Source organism: Streptomyces sp. NL15-2K, from assembly GCF_030551255.1.
Classification (GTDB): domain Bacteria; phylum Actinomycetota; class Actinomycetes; order Streptomycetales; family Streptomycetaceae; genus Streptomyces.
In genome coordinates this window covers 11,540,723-11,562,163 of record NZ_CP130630.1, presented here as the reverse complement: position 1 = coordinate 11,562,163, position 21,441 = coordinate 11,540,723, and the positions used below count along the sequence as shown (strand labels likewise).

Here is a 21,441-nt window from a genome sequence, read left to right as displayed (position 1 = left end):
CATCACCATGATCGAAGTCTTTATCAACTACCGCACGGGCGACGGAGAAAAGACCGCCGCTCTGCTCGACCAGGAGTTGTCCCGTCGATTCGGCGGGGACCGCGTCTTCCGCGCGTCGAAATCCATCGCCCCCGGAGACACCTACCCCGACACCCTGTTGGCCGCGCTGCGACGCAGTTCCCTCTTGCTGGCCGTCGTAGGGCCGGACTGGACGAAATTCCAGGGCCGGCTGCACGACCCGGAGGACTGGGTGCGCAGGGAGATCGAGGAGGCGTTCACCTATGGACTTCCGGTCATTCCAATTCTGGACGGACGGAAGACGGATCGGCTGAGCAAGGCCGACCTGCCGCCCGAACTGGAACGGCTCGCCGACCTTCAGTCCATCCCATTCGACACCCATGACACCGAGACCGGTGTCAGGCGCATCGGTGATCTGGTGGCCGAGATGGTGCCCGGACTGGATCGCCTGGCCCAAGCCGACGAGAAGTCGTCGGCGTCGGACACCGTGACCAACTCAGTCGGTGATGTAAGCGGGACAGCGGTACAGAGCCGTGACTTCACCGGAGACGTCGGCGGCACCATCGTGAAGGATTCTCGCGGCCCTGTCCACACGGGCAACGGCCACATCTATCAGAACTCCCGCCATGTGTCGGGTGACCGGCATTTCTCGGGGAACGGGATGACGTATTTCGAAGGCGACAACCACGGCAGTGTCCAGCATCGGTTCAGCGAACCGGACAGTCGCGAGGACGACAGCCGGTGAACCACCAGCGCAGCAGTACGCGCGTTGAGAACCCGCAGGGTTTCGTGCACACCGGCCTCGGCGACATCCACGTCAACGTCGGTGCTCATCTGCAGGACTCGGACAGGCCGGCTTTTCGGCGCGTCGCTGAAGACCAACTCGTTCGGTTGCGACGTGTGCTGGTCGCCCCGACCGGCATGGGCGAGGCCCGCGCCCTGCTCGCTGCCACCGGCAGCGTCATTCTGGACGGCACGCCAGGCAGCGGCCGTACGTCCGCGGCCCGGGTACTCCTGCGTGAACACCAACACGACAGCGGCGTCTTCCACGAGCTTCTGCCTGGCGAGGAAGACGAACTGTCCCTCCACGACCCTGCTCTGGTCGAACACGGTGACCAGTTACTGCTGGACCTGTCCGCCGCCGACGACCGCCGGTGGTCCGCGGCACGGGCCGACCTCCCCGCCCTCCGCAAGACCGTCCACGAACGGCACGCGCATCTTGTCGTAGTCATGCCACACGGTGGCACCCTCGACCCCGATCTCCAGTACTACCGTGTCAAGATCGGGCGCCCTTCCGGCCTGGACGTTCTCAGGCGGCACCTCCGCATGCTCGGCGTGCCGTACCAGCAGTACGTCCAGCCCGACGTAACCGTCACGGAGTTCCTGCGTGAAGAAAGGCCGATGCGGGAGATCGCGGACTTCGCCGACCTGGTCCGCCGCGCCCGGGAGACCGCACTCGCCGGTGAGGGGTTCGCAGAGTGGTGCGCGGCAGCCAGGAAAGCACGGAACGACCGGAGGAAAGAAGTCGCCGCACTCGTCACCCGGCTGGGCGAGGCTCCTCAGCGGGCGCTGCTGATCGTCGTCTCCATGCTGCACGGGGCGCACGCCGACGTCATCCACCGTGCGGCCCAGCTTCTGCTGCGCACTGTCGACTTCCCATCGGAAGAGATGCCGCTTCTCCAGCACAAGGATCTCGCCGAGCGGCTCTCGGAGGTCTCAGCCGACACCGGGCCGGGCGGACAGGTGCGGTTCATCGAGCTGGACTACGACTCCGCTGTCCGCGCACATTTCTGGGACCACATGCCTGACCTGCGCCCGCACCTCGGTACCTGGGCGGCAGTTGTCGTGGAACTGAACGACCCTCACGTCCTCCCTGCCGTCCGTGACGGCCTGGTGGCGAGGGTGGCCGGCGAGTACCTACGGACCGGGCGCGGCGACGGTCTGGCGTCTCTCGCCGAACGGTGGAGTTCCGGAGCGGCGAGCAGGGCACGGCTGGAAGCTGCTGTCTCTGCACTCACCTGCGCTCTTGAGGATCCGGCTCACGCCAGGGACTTCCGCGAACGCATCTATCACTGGTGTGCTCACCGGCGTCTCAGAGGAGAGTTCGCACAGGTACTCGTCCGGGTCTGCGCCGATGTCCTCGCGGCCAGCCATCCGGACCAGGCCCTGCTCAGGCTGTACTACCTGGCCCGCCGCGAACGCGGGACGGCTCGTGCCCTGCAGGCGTTGTGCGACCTTGCGGCCAGCAGCCGCCGACTGCGCCGAAGGCTGCTGGATCGCCTCGCGCGATCCGACCTCTCGCCGCCCGACCTCCGCATCTTCCTACGGGCCTGCGATCCAGTACCACTGACGGACTTCTCCGGCACGACACGTGCGCTGGTGGAGGAGGACGGTGTGCAGCGCTGCCTGATCACCTGCTGGCACGCAGTACTGGCCGAGCTGCCGCAGGCATCGTGGCAGCCGCACGCACAACACTGGCTCCGCTGGGCGGCCCACGACACCGAACCCCGCAGCGAGCTCCTACTCGATCTCCTCGTCAGCGCGGCCGAGCAGTGCGAGGAAAGGCGAGGTGAGGTCTTCGCCGCGCTGTACGCGAGCGCCCGCGACGCCGAACGCACTGCCCCGGGAAGCCTCGCACGCTCCGTGGAAATCACCGAACGGCTAATACGCAAGATCAGCGCGGCTCAGGGCCTCGAGCCGACTATCCCTCCGCCAGCCTCAGACGAGGAGACCCAACGGTGACGACCGCGCAAAAGACCACAACCGCCTTCCTCACCGTCTTATGCAGCCTCATGCTCGCCATCGTCGGCCTGGCGCGGCAGTGGCCCATGTGGACATGGCCGACGCTGATCGTACTTCTCCTCAGCGTCGCCGCAGCGGCGTTCCGGATCGCTTCGCGCCGCCGCGGTTCCGTGCCGGTGAGTTTCGAAGAGCAACTCACGGCTTCCCCCGTGGAACGCACGGAATGCCACGTCAGCCAAGTGGCGCTACCCAGCCTCTGGGACGACTACCACTTCGTCCTTTCGGCGACCGTACGGTGGTATCTCATCGAATCATCTGGCGACACACCCGTCCTCAATCCGTCAGGACTTGCCGTTGAGGCAGTCCTCAACCGGGCGCGCGCTATCACCGAGAAGCGAGAGCCGGGCCAAGCGTCACTCGTTCAGCATGAGCTCAGCGGCGCACTGAGTCGTATGTGTCCGGAACCGACCGGGCATCTCCATGCCATGGCGGACGACATCAACCTCACGTTGCCCCAGCAGGACCAGGAGCGTTTGGACAGACTTGCCGAAGTGCGCAAGGACCAGGCGGTCTGGGAGCACCAACGCAAGTACGAGCAGAGCAAGCGCCAGTACCTGGGTGAGGACGTATTGAAGGACACCGGCAGTGCGGTGGTTTGGTGGCTCGCCAGAAATGACGAGCACGTGGAGAGGACGGTGGCAGACCTTTCCCTACTCGCGCAGCTCACATCCGCAGCCAATGACACCGACATTCCCGAGCGCCTTCAGCAGCTCCTGTCGCAACAGCCCGGCGAGCCTCCTGCTCCGGAATTCGCGGAGGAAGACCATGATCCCATCCCTCGGGAAGGGACGGCCGCGGATCATCTCTCGGGCTTATTCGACGCTATGGGCTTCACCGAGGGAGACGTTCGGCGGGCGATGCTTGCCAAACAGTTCTCCGGCATCATCAAGCAGCAGAACCGCCATGAGACAGCCGAAGACCTGCTACGCCGATTCGATCCGCCGGCGACCTTCACGCCGAACAACGGCGGAGAACCGCACTCCGCCCCTGTCGCGCCCGATGAGACATCCGGGTCCCCACTCACCTAGGAGACGACGATGGACAGTGAACTGGCAGCTCTCGCAGCGTCGGGAGCGACCACACTGGTTTCCCTCATGGTCACCGACTCCTGGACACACGCTCGTGAACTCGTCGGACGGTTCTTGACGCGTACCGGCTCGGACACCACCGCGATCACCGACTTGGACAACGCAAGGACCCGGCTGCTCGCCACCGGCGCCCCAGAGGACGAACAGGCCGCCTCCGGCGTCGTAGCCCAGTGGCACGCTCGTCTGCAACAACTCATCGAAGCCGGGTCCATCACCAGCGACGACCTGCGCGTCCTGCTCACGTCGCTGCAACGGCTCACCACCACCCCAGCGGGTCGAAAGACCGTGCACAACGAGATCAACGGCGGCGTTCAACACGGCCCTGTCATTCAATCAGGCCGAATCACCGGGCTTACCTTCCACGTCCATCAATCCTCGTCAGCCACCGATCCAGGCTGAGGGCCTCGACGACGGAGGGGGGCTCAGTGGACGTCGGACGGCACCGTTCGAGATTGCTCCGGTTCACAGCACATGGTTTGCCATGACGAAACTTGCCCCGTGCTCCGCGGCGCCATCCCCGACTTCCCGCGTTCAGCCAGGGCCGCGGGAGCTGCTGGGAATCCTGGGACGGTCATAGCGGCACTTCACGCGCCATCGACAGCAGGTTGTTGCTTCTCGATCCATGCGAGCCCGCCGAGGTCCAGTCGGCGGCGCGCGCGAGTGACGGCGACGTAAGCGAGCCGTGCGTCCGTATCGCTTACGGGTTCCGGGATCGGGCGGCCGCTGTCGTCCTGCCGGTCACTGTCCGGTGGTGGGGGAAAGTCGTCGGCGATTCTGACCTGGGTCCATTCCCGGCCTTTGGCCGTGTGGGCGGTGGAGACCGTGACCTCGGCCTTGGTCTCGTCGGTCAGCGCGTCGACGGCGGCGATGATGGCTTCGGGGCCGTGGGTGTCGACGAGTTCCACGAACGGCTGGAGATCGCGGCCGGCGGGATCGTGCTCCGCGTAGTCCTGCAACTCGCCCCAGAGAACCAGTTCGGGGTGGGAGGTGCGACGGCCGTCTTTGAGGTCCCGGGCGGCCCTCGCCAGCGCGTTGAGTTTCTGTCCACCTCGTGTCAGAGCCACCCGACGGCCGGCTTCGAGCTGCCTCATGACCTCCGTCATGGCGCCAATGTTGTACGGCACAGAACGGCGTCCGGACAGGTGACCAGGCCGACTTTCGTTGGAATCGTATCGGTGCCGGTCAGCCGGATGGGTGCGTCGGTGAAGGCGAGCCACCGGTTTGCCTGTTCGGCGAGGAGAGGGCCGAAGCGGAAAGAACGGGTCGAGGTGAGGTGGGTGGCGTCGAAGCCCGTCATGACGTCCCGGGCACCGCGCCACCCGTAGATGGCCTGGGCGGAGTCGCCGACCATCACCAGTTGAACGTGTCCGCGTTGTGCGGCGAAGACCTGTTCAAGGACGGGATTGGTGTCCTGAGCTTCGTCGAGGAGGAGAAAGTCGGCCTCGATCTTCGGTTCGGTCAAGGCCCACATCTTCAGGTAATGGTCGTGCTCGAAGCGGACCACACCTTCATCGGGATTCTGCAGATCTGTCCAGGCTTTCGCGACGAACGACATAACTGAGTCGACGAGTTGGGCGCGCTCGTCCGGTGTTACGAGCCTGCGCAGAGCCGGCACATGGTGGGGTGCCAGAGCCCTGTCTGCGGATTGACAGAAGCGGGTCACCGTACGCAGCACAGTGTGGGACAGGGTCCTGTGGCTGATCTCGTGATCACCGATGCGGACGGGCGAGCTGATACCGAGGGCCTGCCCGATCCGCCATGCGGGCTGGCGAGGGCTGCTGAGACGGCGAGCGAAGCGGTGACCGAGGGCGGCGTAGGCCGTCGCATGGGCGGTCTTGCACAGCACGGAACGCGGGAAGCTGGCTGCGGCGTCGTTGGCGATGTCCTTGTTGAAGGCAAGGTAGCGGCCACGGCGTCCGCTACTCGCGGCAAGCAGGCACAGCGTGCTGGTCTTGCCGGTGCCCGCACCGGCTTGCAGCACCAGGTGGTGCCCCTCACGGAAGGCGTCGACAGCGTGAGTCTGTTCGTCGGTGGGTGTGTGCAACAGAGGCTCCGCAGAGGAGAGGGGCTAAGAGGTCGCGTGAGAGCTGGACGCGGTGGGACGGCTGTGCAGCAGGGCGCGGGCTGCGCAGGCCAGTACATCTTCGGGAGCGTGGTGGACCAGGAGGCTCTCGAGCCGCGCAGACAGCTGCCGCACACGCTCCCGCTGTTCCCGTTCAAGGGCCGCTACGACGGCCCGGCCGAGGACGTCTCCGGGCTTCTGCCCCTGGGCTGCCGCATCCCGGCGGACCGCCGACCACGTGTCAGGAGGAAGGAAAAGGTTGAGCAGGACCCGGCCCGACTGGTCGGGGTAGTGGGTCGTCAGCACATCGATGGGCAGTAGCCGATCGAGCTCGGCTCGAAGTGACCGCAGCGCCCGGCCAGGCGACTTGGCGCGGCGCACTGTCATCAGCCGGGTGTGGTCGGCATACGCTGCCAGCGGCACGGCATGGCAGGCTCGGTCAAGTTCTCCGCGGGTAGCCGACCTGGTCAGGATGACCTCGACAGCGTGGTGCCGCCTGATCGCCCGGCCGCCTTCCGCGCATCGCAGTCCGGGCGCGGCCGACGACCGTGGTTGGGGAGTCGAGGGTTCACGTAGGCGTGGTGGATGAGCGGGTCGAAGGGCTCCCAGTCTGTCAGCGCGAGATCCGCCGCCGTCGGGACGGCGGCATGCTGAGGGCAGCGCTGCGTGCGCCAGCGCAACTGCTCGGCGTACGGGAGGGACGAGAGGTCGTACAAAGCCATCATCTCCGAAGGGAGGGCCAGTTGACCTCGCGTGGCTGTCGCCGGAACCAAAGTCCGGACGCCTGGGGAACCGTTAGGGCCGAGCATCCTGTGGGTGCAGCGGTCACGATGCCGTGTCTGGGCGACACACTCGATCTCGTCCACGGGGCGGGCGGCGAGGTAGCGGATGTACAGGATCTGGACGATGGGCCTGGCGGGTCGGCAGGCATCCTGCTGCTCCGCCGGACGGCCCGAGACCGCGGTCGGAATGAAGGCGCCGGCGTCCGTCAGGCGGCGAGTGTTCACCGCCAATACCCGGCGTAGCCCGGTCAGCGCGGCGGTGATGACAGAGGGGGCGTCGCGAGCGGGGCAGACGACGGCGTGGGCAAGTCGGCACCATGCGGTCCCGTCCCCGGCCGAATGTGCGAGGCCGGAGCTGACGTGCCAGCGGTGGTCGTCAGGCACCTCGGCCACCGGAAGTTCCTGCGGATGCAGGCGGACCGGGCGGTCACGAACTCGGTGGTACCACTCGACCGGGTTGCCGCACTCACGACAACGGTCGCGCTGAGCGCAGCGCAGAAGTCTGGTGGGGCTGTCGGGCTCGACACGCAATGGCCGTCGCTGGTGAGCCTGAACAGGGCTGCCGTCCCAGTGTCGGCGTGTAGATGAGGGGCGCATGCGCGCGAAGGTGCCAGGCAACACGCTTTGCGGGCGACCTCCAGGCCGGTGGAGTCCACCGAACGACCCCATCCAAGGCAACACACATTCGACTACCCGATCAAGTATTCCCATTGGGCTCGCCGGATCGGGTGGTTGCTGCGCGGGCCCCGACCGCCTGTCAGTCGCTCGTCCGCCGAGGGGGTTCGTGCCCGCGACAGAGGGCTCCGAAGAGTTCGTCGAGCGGCGTACTGAGCGCGTGAGCGAGGGCGTGCCATGTCTTGAGGGTGCCGATGGTGCGACCTTGCTCGATCTCGATGAGAGTCCTTCTGGCCAGGCCGCTCCGGGCTGCCAGTTCGTCGTACGTCCATCCCCGCGTCGCACGCAGCCGAGCCAACTCCAGACGCAGAGCGTCGAAGTCCGGATCGGGCGGGAAGATCGTCACCCGACCATACGACGGTGCAGACCCCTGCCCTGTCAGTGCAGACTTCTGCCCTATTTCCGCTCGTCACGGCGCGGCGCAGGGCAGAGCTCTGCACTACCGTGTGCCGCCGACCCCAGTCCGACGGGGACCGGCGCAAAAGGACAGGAGAGACGTGCGCCATGAGGCTCCGCTACGCACACGCCGGAGTCCGGCGCACCTGGACCGTGGAACTGCGCGCGCTTCCGGGCGGGCCAGTTCTCGTGTGCCAGCAGTGCACCCACCATGGGCGACTATCCGACAGCTCCTCTGCTCGAGCGGAGCTCCTGTCCCACTTGGCATCGCACGCCCGTTGCGACCCGGTGCCACCGCATCTTCGGACGTGCCAGTGTCATGAACGCGGCTGCAGCTGGCATCCCCGCCATCGGGGCTGCCATGGTCCCGTCCGGCTGTTGCTCGCACGCGAGCGCGGCGGACGCATCTGGCGGCTCACCGACGCATGTACAGCGTGCGCTGCGGCTACGTCTGAGGCTGCCGTGGTTCCCGAGACGATCCTGGCCGCCGGGACGTTGCCGTGCGGACACCCGAGTTCCAGCCGCAGACGGCGCCGCCCCAAGAGGCCCGACAGCCGAACCCGCGTGCGCGAGATGCTGAGCTACCTTGCGGCAGCACTCCCGGCTGAGACCGGAGCCACTGCCCGGTTGATCGCCCTTCAGTGCGCGCTGCGCATGGGCAACTCGGCTCAGGTGCTGTTGCCCATGGGAATACTGCGCAGCCTCCGCTTGGGGACAGCCGAGAACCCATGGCAGGAGCTCGAGGAGTCACGATGGCTACGCAAGCTCCCAGTCGGATCTGAGTTGGGCAAAGACGTCACAAGAGTCCAGCTGCTCGATTCCGGCCTTCTGGGACAGTATCCAGCTCGCCCCGATCGACTCCGTGCCGCCGACTGGGCCCTACGCACTGCGTCCTGCTTCCGCATGGACTCGACTCCTCTGCCCCGCCTCGCCACCCTGTGCCTCGCGGCTCGCACTGACCCAGGAGGTGACCAAGGGTTGGCCGAACCGGATCATCTGGTCAGGGAATGCGGGCTGACGACTGCCGCCCTGCCCACCCTCTTCCTCCGTCTCACAAGACGGGCCCGTTGTCCAATGAAGACTCAGGAAGCAAGCGCGCGGTACGGCACCTGCGAGAACGCAGCCTGAAACCCACAGCACCGGCCGCTACGAAAGCCGGGGAAGTTCAGAGTCTCGATCAAATCCAGAACGGTTCAGTAGCCAGCCTTTACCCAAGCCGTCGATCCGGTCGCCGCGAACTTCCGCCTGCGCAGCCGCCTGAGTCTCTACGCGACGCGCCCCGGCGTAGCCTGCGACCAAAACCTGCCGCTGGTCGTCTCCGCAAGAGGCCTCGTCGAAGAAGAGACGCTCATGCACCACGCCAGCACCGCAACAGAACCTGTAAAGCAGCAGGTCGGCACCCTCAAGTAGGCATGAAGAAGACACGTCGCCCATCTACACGGACGTGAGTCCAGTGCCAACTATCCCTCTTTTGTGCCAACTGAAAATCCTCGTCACACACGTCAGCGCCGCACCCGCGGCATCCCCAACCCGATCCACGAGATGATCTCCCGCTGGATCTCGTTGTTGCCGCCGCCGAAGGTGAAGATCACCGCTGAGCGGTAGCCGCGTTCCAACTCGCCGTGGAGCACCGCGCCCGCCGAGCCCTCCTTCAGGGCGCCCGCGGCCCCGACGATCTCCATGAGTGACGCGTACGCCTCGCGCCGGGCCTCGGAGCCGTAGACCTTCACCGCGGAGGCGTCCTGCGGGGTGAGGGTGCCATCCTGGACGGCGCCCACCATCCGCCAGTTGAGGAGCTTCAGCGCGTCCAGGCGGGTGTGGGTCCGGGCGAGCAGGCGGCGTACCCAGGGCAGGTCGACGACGCGGCGCCCGTCGGCGAGTTTGGTCTCCATGGCCCAGCGCTGGACGTCGTGCAGGGCGCGGATCGCCATGGTGCCGTGGGCGGCGAGGGTGACGCGTTCGTGGTTGAGCTGGTTGGTGATCAGCCGCCAGCCCTGGTTCTCCTCGCCGACCCGCCGGGAGACCGGGACGCGGACGTTCTCGTAGTAGCTGGCCGTGGTGTCGTGGGAGGCGAGGGTGTTGATGAGGGTGCAGGAGTAGCCCGGGTCGGTGGTCGGCATCAGCAGCATGGTGATGCCCTTGTGCGAAGGGGCGTCCGGGTTCGTGCGGACGGCCAGCCAGACCCAGTCGGCCGTGTCGCCGTTGGTGGTCCAGATCTTCTGGCCGTTGACGATGTACTCGTCGCCGTGCCGCACCGCGCGTGTCTTCAGGGAGGCCAGGTCGGTGCCGGCGTCGGGTTCGCTGTAGCCGATGGCGAAGTCGATCTCGCCGGAGAGGATCCTCGGCAGGAAGTACGCCTTCTGCTCGTCCGTGCCGTACCGCATGATCGTCGGGCCGACGGTGTTCAGGGCCATCAGCGGCAGGGGGACGCCTGCCTGGGCGGCCTCGTCGAAGAAGATGAACTGTTCCATCGCCGTCAGGCCCCGGCCGCCGTACTCCTTCGGCCAGCCGACGCCGAGCCAGCCGTCCGTGCCGAGCCTGCGGATGGTGTCGCGGTAGAAGCGCTTCTGCGCGGCCCGGTCGGCGAAGCGTGCGTGGGCGTTGTCCGGGACCAGGTCGGCGAAGTAGGCGCGCAGTTCGGTGCGCAGCCGCTGCTGCTCGGGCGTGTGGTCGAGATGCACGGCGCCTCCAGGCTCCCCAAGGCCGGTCCTGACGGCGCACACCGTAGAACGTGTTTCAGAAATTGGGAATGGGCGTGCGAAAGCCCAGAGAACCCCGCCCGGGCACCGACGGGGCTCAGGCGAGCGTCGCCATGAAGTCCGTGCAGGCCTGGGCGCACTCCCGGCACGCCTTGGCGCTCTCCTCGGCGTCCGGTTGCCGGTCGAAGACATGGGCGCACTCCAGGCACACCGACCGGCACCACTCCAGTTGCACACGGATGGACGCCTCGTCGAGGTGGTTCTGCTCGGACAGCACGCGGCAGGTCGCGTCGCAGACCTCCGCGCACATGATCCCCTTGCGCCGTACGAGTTCCTGCTCCTCGGTCCCGTCCGGATCCACCAGGCTGGCACGCAGGGCACACGCCCGTGCACACTCGGTGCATGCCTGTGCGCACGCGAACCGGTCCTCCAGGAACCGGAAGAGCTGCTGCTGGGATGTCGTCGATGTCACACCGCTCGGGTAGCCGGAGCCGGACGTGCCAAACCCGGTGCTCCCAAGGCTTTGCGCCGGTTTTCCACAGCCCGCACCCGGGCACCCGGGCAGCGTCCGCACACCACGGGGGACGCGACGGACGGAGGTGGACCCATGCCCGGACGACAGGAAATGCCGTCGACCCTGGAGCGCTCAGCCAAGGACGCCCAGCGCACTTGGATCAAGGCGCACGACTCGGCGGTGGAGCAGTACGGCGAGGGCGAGCGCGCCCACCGCGTGGCCTTCGGCGCGCTGAAGCACAAGTACGAGAAGGTCGGCGACCACTGGGAGCGCAAGGAGGGCGGCCGCAAGGGCCCCTCGGACCCGCAGTCGGCCCGTCCCCGTGGCCGCGGCGGGCGCAGTGGCGAGGGCGTCGACGAGAGCGCCTCGAAGGAGCATCTGTACGACATCGCGAAGCGCCTGGACATCGACGGACGGTCACGGATGAGCAAGTCGGAGCTGCTCGACTCGATCCGCAAGGCCAACCGGTCGAAGACGCGGGCGTCGCGCTAGACAGGGCCCAGGGGTGAGTCGGTTCACCGGCACGACCAGGGGTACTCGCGCGCCATGAATACCGCATGGATGGACATCGCCGCAGGCCGGGGCGCGCTCGGCGTCGGCCTGATCGTGGCGGGTGTGGTGGTCGTGGCGGTGCTGATCGGCGCCTTCTGGCTGGGCGTCCGGGTCAAGCGCCGGGAGCTGCCTCCGCCGGCCCCCGAGGAGCAGCCGCAGCCGCCGGAGGGTGGTCCGGTCCGCGAGGAGCGGGAGATGCGGGAACCCCACGAGGTGCCGCGCAGCGATCACCGTCTGACCCCGCACCAGCTGCCCGGCCACGGCAACGTCCCGAGCCGGAGCAGTCCGTCGAAGGAACGGCCCCGCTGGAACGAGGGCAGCAGCGGTTCGTTCGGGAGCGGCGGACCGGGCGCCCGCTGAAACACCTCGCAACGGGGCCGTCGCGCAGAGCGAAGAGCGCACAGAGGAAGTGAGATCCATGGCCGACCCCGGTCGCAACACCCTGCCGCTGCCCGACTACGACCACCTGCCGATCGGCGGCCTGGAGAGCCGCGTGCGGTCGCTGAACGCGGAGGAGGTCGAGGAGCTGCTGGCGTACGAGCGGACGCACGCCGACCGTCTCCCGGTGACCGAACTGCTGGCGGCACGCCTGGAGCAGCTGGAGGCGGGCGCCGAGCCCACGTCCGGCGACCCCGGTGCCCTACGCCCCGAACAGGTCGAGGGCCACACCGGCTCCCCGGTGTCCCCCGCGACCTCGCCGCAGCCCTCCAGCCCGCCCCCGCACGGCACCCCCGACCAGCGGGGCAAGCCGAAGGGTGATCGCACGTGACGGTTTCCGGCACGGGTGCGAGGGCACCCGTGCGCGGTGCTGTGGAGAAGGAGAGGGGCCCGCGCCCGTGACGGGGGCCGACGCACCGCCGACTGGGCCGACGGACGGCTCCCGGTCAGTGAGGGCGGCGGGTTGCTGCGGAAGGCCTTTCCCGACCACTGGTCGTTCCTGCTGGGCGAGATCGCCCTCTACAGCTTCGTCGTCCTGCTGCTGACGGGCGTGTGGCTGACGCTGTTCTTCCACCCGTCCATGACGGAGGTCGTCTACGACGGCTCCTACCGGCGGCTGGACGGCGTGCGTATGTCGGAGGCGTACCGCTCGACGCTGCACATCAGCTTCGACATCCGCGGCGGCCTGCTGATCCGCCAGCTCCACCACTGGGCCGCGCTGGTGTTCCTCGCGGCGATCGGCGTGCACCTGCTGCGGGTCTTCTTCACGGGCGCGTTCCGCCGCCCCCGTGAGGTCAACTGGTTGATCGGCGTGACGCTGTTCCTGCTGGCGCTCGCCGAGGGTTTCGCCGGCTATTCCCTGCCGGACGACCTGCTGTCGGGCACGGGCCTGCGGATCGCGCAGGGCATCATGCTGTCGATCCCGGTGGTGGGCACCTACCTCAGCATGTTCGCGTTCGGCGCCGAGTTCCCCGGGCACGACATGGTCCCCCGGCTGTACTCCCTGCACATCCTGCTGATCCCCGGCCTGCTCCTCGCCCTCGTGACCGTCCATCTGATTCTGGTCTTCTACCTGAAGCACACGCACTGGGCGGGCCGCGGCCGCACCAACCGCAACGCCGTGGGCAAAGCCCATGTTCCCCCAGTTCGTGGCGAGTTCCAGCGGCCTGTTCTTCATCGTCCTCGGCGTGCTGACGCTGCTCGCGGGGGTGGCGCAGATCAACCCGATCTGGGCATACGGTCCCTACCGCGCGGACGTCGTGTCGACGGGTTCCCAACCGGACTGGTACGTCGGCTTCCTGGAGGGCTCGCTCAGACTGGTCCCGCCGTGGGAGACGGCCGTCGCCGGGCACACGGTGATGTGGAACGTGCTGCTGCCCGCCGTGCTGCTCCCGCTCGCGCTCTTCGCGGTGCTGTACGCCTACCCGTTCCTGGAGCGGCGGTTCACCGGGGACGACGAGGAACACCACCTGTGCGACCGCCCGCGCGACAAGCCCGTGCGCACGGGACTCGGCGTCGCCGCCGTCTGCTTCTACGGCGTGCTGCTCGCGGCGGGCGGCAACGACATCCTCGCGCACACCTTCAAGGTCTCGCTGAACACGCTGACGTGGGTGTTCCGGATCGCCCTGGTGGTGTTGCCGCCGCTCGCGTTCCTGGTGGCCAGGGGCGTGTGCCACGCGCTCCAGGATGCCGACCACGAACGGCTGACCGAGGGCGAGGAGACCGGCGAGGTGCGGCAGACGATCGCCGGCGGATACGTCGAGCGCCACGAGCCGCTCGACGAGGACCGGCGGCACGTGCTCCTGTCCTACGGCTACGAGGCGGAGGAACCGCCCTCACCCGAAGGCGAGTTGGAGCCCTGACCGTCGCGTCCCGCGTATTGGAAGACCATGCCGAACACACCGTGGCCGAGCACGCCCAGACCGAGGAGGGCGAGCCACAGGCCGTAGACCACGCCGAGGGCGAGGAGGACGGAGCCCAGCGCGGTGGTGATCGGCCAGGGGCTGTGCGGCGAGAAGAAGTCCAACGGGCCCGCCGTGTCGACTACTTCGGCGTCCTTGCGGTCCTGGGCCCTCTTGCCGCGCCTGCGGTACTGGACGTGCAGGAAGAAGGCGACGAGCGCGGCCATCAGGAAGGCCAGGGTCAGGACCGCCGTGCCGGCGGGCTCCCGCGAGCGCCAGCCGTAGCCGAGGGCGGTGACGGCGAAGAAGGCCGCCACACCGGTGAACAGGCGCGCCTCGGTGCGCATCACGTCTCCTTCGGTACGTCCGGGTGGTGCAGGTCGAACGCCGGTGACTCGGAGCGGATCCGGGGCAGCGCCGTGAAGTTGTGGCGCGGGGGCGGACAGGAGGTGGCCCACTCCAGGGAGCGGCCGTAGCCCCAGGGGTCGTCCGCGTTCACCCGCCGGCCGTAGTGGGTGGTGTGCCACACGTTGTAGAGGAACGGCAGCGTGGACAGGCCGAGCAGGAACGCGCCGATGCTGCTGATGGTGTTGAGGAGCGTGAAGCCGTCCGCGGCCAGGTAGTCGGCGTAGCGGCGGGGCATGCCCTCCTCGCCGAGCCAGTGCTGGACGAGGAAGGTGGTCTGGAAGCCGGTGAAGAGCGTCCAGAAGTGGATCTTCCCGAGGCGTTCGTCGAGCGTCTTGCCGGTGAACTTCGGCCACCAGAAGTAGAAGCCGGCGAACATCGCGAACACGACCGTGCCGAACAGCACATAGTGCAGGTGGGCGACGATGAAGTACGAGTCGGTGAAGTGGAAGTCGAGCGGCGGCGAGGCGATCAGGACGCCGCTCATGCCGCCGAGCAGGAACGTGACCAGGAAGCCGCAGGCCCACAGCATGGGTGTCTCGAAGGACAGCGATCCTTTCACCATGGTGCCGATCCAGTTGAAGAACTTCACCCCGGTCGGCACCGCGATGAGGAAGGACATCAGCGAGAAGAACGGCAGCAGGACGGCACCGGTGGCGAACTGGTGGTGGGCCCACACCACCGCGGACAACATGGTGATGGCGATGGTGGCGCCGACGAGACTGACGTACCCGAAGATCGGTTTGCGGCTGAATACCGGGATGATCTCGGAGACGATGCCGAAGAACGGCAGAGCGACGATGTAGACCTCGGGGTGCCCGAAGAACCAGAACAGGTGCTGCCACAGCAGCGGGCCCCCGCTCGCCGCGTCGTAGATGTGCGCGCCGAACTTCCGGTCCGCTTCCAGGGCGAGCAGGGCGGCGGTCAGCACGGGGAACGCGGGCAGCACGAGGATCGAGGTGAACAGCACGTTCCAGGTGAAGATCGGCATGCGGAACATGGTCATGCCGGGGGCGCGCAGGCACAGGATGGTGGTGATGAAGTTGACCGCGCCGAGCGTGGTGCTGACGCCGGTCACCACCAGGCCCATCACCCACAGGTCACCGCCCGCGCCGGGGCTCCGGACCGCGCTGTTGAGCGGGGCGTAGGCGAACCAGCCGAAGCCGGCCGCTCCGCCCGGCACGAGGAAGCCGGACACCACCATCAGGCCGCCGAACAGATACAGCCAGTACGACAGCGCGTTGAGTCTCGGGAACGCGACGTCCGGGGCGCCGATCTGCAACGGCATGACCGCGTTGGCGAAGCCCGCGAACAGCGGGGTGGCGAACAGCAGCATCATGACCGTGCCGTGGACGGTGAAGAGTTGGTTGTACTGGTGGGGACTGAACAACTGCAGCCCCGGCCGGGCGAGTTCGGCGCGCATCAGCAGGGCGAGGATGCCTCCGAACAGGAAGAAGGAGAAGGCGGTCGCCATGTAGAGGTTGCCGATGACCTTGTGGTCGGTGGTCGTCGCCCAGCGCAGCAGGGCCCGCCCCAGTCTCCTGCCCGAACGCGGCCGCGGCGGCGCCTGACGCGGCCGGTGCGTCCTCCTGTCCACCGCCATGCGCGGGCGGGTACCCGGGGGCGAAGGGGTCACTCACCGAGGCGGACGGACCCTTCCAGCAGCAGGGCGTGGACGAAGGCCTGCGGGAGATTGCCGCGCAGTTGGCGCTGGGCGACGTCGAACTCCTCGGCGTACAGGCCCGCTCCGCCGCCGGCGCCCCGGTTGCGCTCGAACCAGCGGTACGCCTCGACGGTGCGGCCCTGCTGGTGTTCGGCAAGGGCCATGACGAACCCGCACAGCAGGAAGGCGCCCTCGGCGTCTTCCAGCGGGCGGTCGTCGTGGCGGAAGCGGTAGATGAAGTAGTCCTGCGTCAGTTCGCGGCGGCAGGTGGCGAGGGTGGCGCGGGTGCGGACGTCACTGGCGGACAGCGCGCCGCGTACGGCGGGCAGCAGCAGGGCGGCGTCCACCGCCGGGTCGTCGGGGGTGCGCTGCCAGTGTCCGTCGGGGTGGACGCTGCTGCGCGCGGTGGCGCCGAGGATCATGTCGGCCAGTCGGGTGCAGGTCACGGCGCGCGGGTGGCGGGGCGCCACGTCGACCACGGCCCGCAGGCCGGCGACGCAGATGAGCCTGCTGTGGGTCCACAGCCGCTTGCTCAACTCCCAGATGCCGGCGTCCGGTTCACGCCAGCGTTCACCGATCGCGCGCACCGCGAGATCGACCGCCTGCCAGTGGTGCTCGTCGAGCCGGTCGAGGCGTGCGGCGGCGGCGAACAGCAGCAGGGCCTCGCCGAAGCAGTCGAGCTGGAACTGTGCGCGCACCCGGTTGCCGACGCGGTCGAAGCCGCCCGGGTAGCCGGGCAGTTCGAGGTCGCGCTGGTCGGGGACGGGGCTGCCGTGCACGGTGTAGGCGGGGGCCAGCCGGGGCCCGTCGGCGTGCAGCCGTGCGGCGACGAAGCCGACGGCGGCGTCCAGGAGGTCGTGGGCACCGGCGGCGGCCGCGGCCTGCCCGGCGAAGCTCTGGTCGCGGATCCACACGTACCGGTAGTCGTAGTTGCGGCCCTCCTCGGCTCGCTCGGGCAGGCTGGTGGTGGCGGACGCGACCATGCCGCCGCCGCGCGTGGTCAGCCCGCGCAGCACGGCGTAGGACCGGCGTGCGTCCCCCGCGGCGATGGTGTCCTTCAGCGCCGGAACCGCCTGCCGCCAGGCGGCCTCGGTGGCGGCCCAGGTCTGGTCGGCCCGCGGGAGGTCGGCGGGCAGCTCGGAGACGGCGCACTCCAGGACGAGGTCGTGCCGCTCGCCGGCCTTCAGCGCGATGTCGGCCCGCAGGCCCTGTTCGCCGGCGACGGCGTGCGGGGCTCCCTGCCAGCGCAGGCGGTGATCGCCGGTGCGCAGCTCCCACACGCCGTCGTCGCCGCGTCGGACGGAGTCGATCGGATCGCCGCCGTATCCGCCGTGCGGGTCGAGGACGACGGAGAAGCGTGTGGGCCCGTCCACGGCCCGCAGCTGCCGCAGCAGGACGAGGCGGCCTACGTCGCCGGGGTAGGCGAGTGCCTCCCGGCACTCCACGATGCCGTCGTCGGTGACCCACCGGCTGCGCCAGATCATCGTGCCCTCTTCGTAGTAGCCGCCGAAGACGTGCCGGCCTTCCGGGGTGACGGCGTAGACGCCCGCGCCGCCGACGAGGGCGGCGAAGACCGCCGCGTCGTGCCAGGTGGGCGAGCACAGCCAGCTGATCGCCCCGTCGGGCCCGATCAGCGCGCCGCGCTCCCCGTCGGCCAGCAGCGCGTAGTCGTGCAGCGCGTGGGGCGGGAAGGCTGTGCGCATGGGTGCCGACCTCCTGTCCGGCCCATCCGGCGCGGTGGCCGCGGTGACGGGCATCGGGACGTACGAGTACCCAAAGATTGCGGACGATGGCCTGGGACTCCTGCGGTTTGACCACGGTCGGCGCCCGGCACGCTCCGGTCCGTGATCGCCGACCGGAGCCCGAGGTCAGCCGAGGGTGAGCACGAGCAGGGCGGCATCGACCGCCGGCCACGGCACCTGGCCCTCGGCTCGGTATGCGACAGTGGCCACAGCGCTCACCACCACCGGTCACGGTGCCGTCCGGCCGATCCCCCACACGCCGAGGTGATACGGCAACTCGCAGCACCCTCAGGCGACTTGACCCCCAAGGAGGCGCTCAATGAAACGACGTACATTCCTCACCGCGACCACGACGTCGCTGGCCGCCGCCCCACTCACCGGACACGCCCGTGCCACCGGGCGGACAGCCGGAGACCACGAGGTCGCCGCCCGCTTCTGGGGCGCGATGCCGACAGGCGTCACCGTCTCCCGCCGCGGCCGCGTCTTCGTCAACTTCCCCCGCTGGGGCGACGACGTCCCCTTCACCGTCGCCGAGCTCCGCGGCGGAAAGCCGGTCGCCTACCCCGACGCGGAGGTGAACCGCGAAGACCCCTCGGACCTGGCCGGCCACTTACAGTCGGTGCAGAGCGTCGTCGTCGACCCGGCCGACCGGCTGTGGATCCTCGACACCGGAAGCCCGCTGATGGCCGAATCCTCCTACGGCGGCCCCAAACTCGTGGCGGTCGACCTGCGCACCGACCGGATCGTACGGAAGATCCTCTTCCCGCCCGAGGTGGTGCCGTCCGACAGCTACCCCAACGACGTGCGCTTCGACCTGCGGCGCGGGGCCGAGGGCATGGCGTTCGTCACCGACTCGTCCGGCTCGAACGGCGTCGTCGTGGTCGACCTCGCCACAGGCCGCTCCTGGCGCCGACTGACCGGCCACCCCTCGGCGCTCCCGGACGACGGCTTCCTCCCGGTCATCGAGGGCGAACCCTTCATGAACCGACCGGCGGACGGCGAACCCACGCGCTTCGAGGTCGGCTCCGACGGAATCGCCATCAGCGCCGACGGCAAGCGCCTCTTCTACTGCCCGCTGTCCAGCCGCCGCCTGCACAGCGTGTCCACCGACGCCGTCGCCGACCCGGACGCATCTCAGGCCGAGGTGGCCGCGACGGTCGAGGACCTCGGGTACAAGCCGATGGCCGACGGTCTGGAGAGCGACGACAAGGGGCGGATCTACGGCGGCGACCTGGAGCACAACACCATCTGGCGCAGGAACCCGGACGGCACCTACGAAACCCTCGCTCAGGGGCCCGACCTGATCTGGGTCGACACCCTCTCCGTCGCCTCCGACCGCCACCTGTACGCGATCGCCAACCAGCTCAACCGGCAGGCCGACCACCACGAGGGCCACGACCTGCGCCGCAAGCCCTATCTGCTGGTGCGCGTGCCGATCGACACCGGGCCGGTACGACTCGTGTGAGCCGTAGGCCGTCGTGGTCCCCCGGGCGCCGGCCACCCTGATCGTCCGTCATGCCTATTGCGTGCCGCCGTCCGTCACCGACGCCCAGTCCTCCACGAGCCGGATCGTGCGCCGGGGGTGCTCCTCGTGCAGGTAGTGGCCCGAATCGTGCCAGTGGTCGACTCGGGAACCGGGCACGTGCAGGGTGCCGCGTTCCCACGCCGCGGCCTCGGCCGAGGTCCACACCGTCAGCGCGGGCCGGGGGCGACGGCGCAGGTATGCCTCGCTGTGCGGACGGATGCCGACGGCACCGGGGTCGGTGTACATGCCCGCGTACGCCTGGGCGATGACGTGATCGGGGGTGCCGAGCATGGTGCGGACATGGGCGGTGCGCAGCCCGGCCGGAGCGTCCGGCCCGAAAGCGGCGGACACGAAGGCGGCCGCCGCGCGGGAGCCGTGCGCACGGTAGTCGGCGAGCCGGGCGGGGATGTCCTCGGCCTCCTCGCCGTGCGCGCCGTGGGCGGGGTCAAGGGCGATGACCGACCGTACGGCGTGCGGATGCCGGACGGCCAGCAGGTTGACCACCTGGCCGCCCATGGAGTGCCCCACGGCGACCACGGGGCCGGTGCCGAGCGCGCCCGTCAGCGCGGCCAGGTCGTCGGCCATCACCACCGGCGTGTTGCCCTCCGCGGGCACCGGGGAGCGGCCGTGCCCGCGCAGGTCGGGTACCACCACCCGGAACCGCCCGGCCAGTGTCTCGGCGTGCGCCGACCACTCCCTGCCGTCACCGCCCCAGCCGTGCACCAGCAGCAGGGCGGGGGCGTCGGACGGGCCGAGGGCCTGTGTCGAAAGTGGCGTCGTCCGCCCGAAGGGCGGGCCGGGCGGCGTCCGGTGCGTGCTCTCGGCGTGCCGGGCGGAAGGCCCCGTCGATGGACCGGATGTACTTGGGCTTTCGCCCGGTGCGGCGAGTGGGGGCACCTCCCACGCCCTTGAGGCAGTGGGGGAGCGTGCCGGGCGCCGCCCGGCAGGCGCCACTTTCGACACAGGCCCTAGGTCGGTGCGGAACAGGTCGGTCACCGGTATGCCTCTCGGGTAGGTCCCCGTGTGTGCGTGAGCGGGCAGGCGAATCACGCCCTGTGTACACCCGCCGGACCGACAGGCACAGTGGGAGACACAGCCGAGGACGAGGGGGACGTCATGGGCAGTGAGCCGATCGAGGGCTCCCGCATCCTGTCGGAACAGAACGCCGAGGCGGCCCGGCACCGGCTGCGCGCCATGGCCGTCTCCCACAGCAGGGCCCAGCGCCTTGCCAACGCCCGGATGGGTGTCTCGCTGCTGCTGGCCGTCGCCGGACTCGCCACCGCCCTGCTTCCCGGACTCACCGTCTCCGTGACGGTGCTCGGTGGACTCTGGGCCGTGGCGTACTCCGTCGGCCTGACCTCGTGGGAGAGCAGCGAGGCCCGTCGCGCGGCGCTGCTCCAGGAGTTGTTCGACGTCCGGCTGTTCCGGCTGGAGTGGAACAGCGCATTCGCCGGCACCCCGCCCGCCCCGCAGCAGGTCAGCAGCCTCAGCCGTCGCTTCCGGGGCGCCGAGGCGGAACTGCGTGACTACTACGAGATACCCGAACTGCCGCATCCCTACGACGTGCTCGCCTGTCAGCAGCAGAACCTCGGCTGGGGCGCCCGGGTCCGCCGTCGCTACGCCCGGACCGTGCTGACGGCGATGCTGGTGTGGCTGGGTGCGGGACTCGTGGTCGGTCTCTCGGCGCGTATGAGCGTGCTCGACCTGGTGCTGCTCTGGTACCTGCCCTCACTCGGCGCGGTGATGATGGGCCTGGACGTGTGCCGGACGCAGTGGCAGGTGGCCGCGGAGCGGGAGCGGGTGATGGAACTGCTGGAGGCCAGGGTCACCGCCGGCGGTGACACCGCCGCCCTGCTGGCGTTCGCGCGGCAGGTCCAAGACGTGATCTTCCAGTCCCGGCAGCGGTACACACGCGTGCCGGACTGGTTCTTCCGGCACTTCAAGAGCACGGACCGAGCCGATTTCCAGGCCGCGATGAACGACCTGCAGGCTCTGGTGGGACGCAGGACGCCCCAACCCGGCTGATTCCGCTGCCTGTTGGCACGACAGCACGGCCGTAAGGATCACGACGCCCCGGCAACGCCGGCCTGGCAGACTGATGTACCGTCAGCACCGGCTCGAGCCGGCCTGGAGCCCGGGACACCTCCGCGGACCGGGCCGAGCGCGGCGCCGGGCGCGG

18 protein-coding genes and 2 pseudogenes are annotated in these 21,441 nt (G+C 68.9%); 10 read left to right on the top strand and 10 right to left on the bottom strand.

Translation table 11 applies throughout. From position 1 onward, the window contains the following. Positions 1-7 precede the first annotated feature (7 nt). The 4 genes from Q4V64_RS50520 to Q4V64_RS50505 are packed head-to-tail and all read left to right on the top strand — an operon-like array spanning position 8 to position 4,307. Entirely contained in the window at positions 8-763 is a 756-nt protein-coding gene (locus Q4V64_RS50520) for a toll/interleukin-1 receptor domain-containing protein (protein ID WP_124444951.1), read from the top strand. After that, positions 760-2,760, top strand: a complete 2,001-nt coding sequence (locus tag Q4V64_RS50515; RefSeq protein WP_124444950.1) for a hypothetical protein — start codon at positions 760-762, stop codon at positions 2,758-2,760. Before Q4V64_RS50520 ends, Q4V64_RS50515 begins: the two co-directional genes overlap by 4 nt. Then, a complete protein-coding gene (locus Q4V64_RS50510) occupies positions 2,757-3,848 on the top strand; it encodes a hypothetical protein (RefSeq protein ID WP_216377711.1) in 1,092 nt (363 codons plus the stop codon). The genes Q4V64_RS50515 and Q4V64_RS50510 overlap by 4 nt, the downstream gene beginning before the upstream one ends. 9 nt (positions 3,849-3,857) lie before the next feature. Next, the gene (locus Q4V64_RS50505) at positions 3,858-4,307 is read left to right on the top strand and encodes a hypothetical protein (RefSeq protein WP_124444949.1); all 450 of its coding nucleotides are present in this window, start codon (positions 3,858-3,860) and stop codon (positions 4,305-4,307) included. A gap of 185 nt (positions 4,308-4,492) precedes the next feature. Here the strand turns inward: Q4V64_RS50505 and Q4V64_RS55860 are convergent. The 6 genes and pseudogenes from Q4V64_RS55860 to Q4V64_RS50470 form a co-directional block, all read right to left on the bottom strand. After that, a pseudogene (locus Q4V64_RS55860) lies at positions 4,493-5,952 on the bottom strand (UvrD-helicase domain-containing protein). A 24-nt stretch (positions 5,953-5,976) separates the two neighbouring features. After that, positions 5,977-6,393, bottom strand: a complete 417-nt coding sequence (locus Q4V64_RS50490) for a hypothetical protein (RefSeq protein WP_253267441.1) — start codon at positions 6,391-6,393, stop codon at positions 5,977-5,979. A 44-nt stretch (positions 6,394-6,437) separates the two neighbouring features. Beyond that, positions 6,438-7,349: a DUF6083 domain-containing protein gene (locus tag Q4V64_RS50485; protein WP_253267452.1), complete on the bottom strand. Its 912-nt coding sequence runs from the start codon at positions 7,347-7,349 to the stop codon at positions 6,438-6,440. A gap of 160 nt (positions 7,350-7,509) precedes the next feature. Continuing rightward, entirely contained in the window at positions 7,510-7,773 is a 264-nt protein-coding gene (locus Q4V64_RS50480; RefSeq protein ID WP_124444947.1) for a helix-turn-helix transcriptional regulator, read from the bottom strand. Positions 7,774-9,325: 1,552 nt separating this feature from the next. Continuing rightward, entirely contained in the window at positions 9,326-10,504 is a 1,179-nt protein-coding gene (locus Q4V64_RS50475; RefSeq protein ID WP_124444946.1) for an acyl-CoA dehydrogenase family protein, read from the bottom strand. Between the two features lie 115 nt (positions 10,505-10,619). Continuing rightward, a complete protein-coding gene (locus Q4V64_RS50470; protein WP_124444945.1) occupies positions 10,620-10,994 on the bottom strand; it encodes a four-helix bundle copper-binding protein in 375 nt (124 codons plus the stop codon). 135 nt (positions 10,995-11,129) lie between these two features. Here Q4V64_RS50470 and Q4V64_RS50465 point away from each other — a divergent pair, with 135 nt between their 5' ends. The 4 genes and pseudogenes from Q4V64_RS50465 to Q4V64_RS55855 all read left to right on the top strand — a co-directional run bounded on the left by Q4V64_RS50465 (position 11,130) and on the right by Q4V64_RS55855 (position 13,888). Beyond that, complete coding sequence (locus tag Q4V64_RS50465) at positions 11,130-11,528, top strand: ChaB family protein (protein ID WP_124444944.1); 399 nt, start codon at positions 11,130-11,132, stop codon at positions 11,526-11,528. 54 nt (positions 11,529-11,582) lie between these two features. Continuing rightward, a complete protein-coding gene (locus Q4V64_RS50460) occupies positions 11,583-11,948 on the top strand; it encodes a DUF6479 family protein (protein WP_124444943.1) in 366 nt (121 codons plus the stop codon). A gap of 58 nt (positions 11,949-12,006) precedes the next feature. Beyond that, a complete protein-coding gene (locus Q4V64_RS50455; protein ID WP_124444942.1) occupies positions 12,007-12,357 on the top strand; it encodes a hypothetical protein in 351 nt (116 codons plus the stop codon). 39 nt (positions 12,358-12,396) lie between these two features. Beyond that, a pseudogene (locus Q4V64_RS55855) lies at positions 12,397-13,888 on the top strand (ubiquinol-cytochrome c reductase cytochrome b subunit). On the opposite strand, the gene Q4V64_RS50440 reads toward Q4V64_RS55855, so the two are convergent. Genes Q4V64_RS50440 through Q4V64_RS50430 form a run of 3 tightly spaced genes read right to left on the bottom strand, consistent with a single transcriptional unit; the run spans position 13,840 to position 17,698 of the window. After that, entirely contained in the window at positions 13,840-14,274 is a 435-nt protein-coding gene (locus Q4V64_RS50440) for a cytochrome c oxidase subunit 4 (RefSeq protein WP_124444941.1), read from the bottom strand. The pseudogene Q4V64_RS55855 and the gene Q4V64_RS50440 overlap by 49 nt on opposite strands. Next, positions 14,274-15,935, bottom strand: a complete 1,662-nt coding sequence (gene ctaD / locus Q4V64_RS50435) for a cytochrome c oxidase subunit I (protein WP_124444940.1) — start codon at positions 15,933-15,935, stop codon at positions 14,274-14,276. The genes Q4V64_RS50440 and ctaD overlap by 1 nt, the downstream gene beginning before the upstream one ends. Positions 15,936-15,964: 29 nt before the next feature. After that, entirely contained in the window at positions 15,965-17,698 is a 1,734-nt protein-coding gene (locus tag Q4V64_RS50430) for a glycoside hydrolase family 15 protein (protein WP_124444939.1), read from the bottom strand. Between the two features lie 358 nt (positions 17,699-18,056). Here Q4V64_RS50430 and Q4V64_RS50425 point away from each other — a divergent pair, with 358 nt between their 5' ends. After that, entirely contained in the window at positions 18,057-19,202 is a 1,146-nt protein-coding gene (locus Q4V64_RS50425) for an L-dopachrome tautomerase-related protein (protein ID WP_124444938.1), read from the top strand. A 54-nt stretch (positions 19,203-19,256) separates the two neighbouring features. Here the strand turns inward: Q4V64_RS50425 and Q4V64_RS50420 are convergent, their stop codons facing one another. Further along, entirely contained in the window at positions 19,257-19,994 is a 738-nt protein-coding gene (locus Q4V64_RS50420) for an alpha/beta hydrolase (protein WP_124444981.1), read from the bottom strand. 384 nt (positions 19,995-20,378) lie between these two features. Between Q4V64_RS50420 and Q4V64_RS50415 the strand changes: the two genes are divergently transcribed. Next, positions 20,379-21,287, top strand: coding sequence for an S-4TM family putative pore-forming effector (locus Q4V64_RS50415; protein WP_124444937.1), 909 nt, complete (start codon positions 20,379-20,381; stop codon positions 21,285-21,287). Positions 21,288-21,441 lie beyond the last annotated feature (154 nt).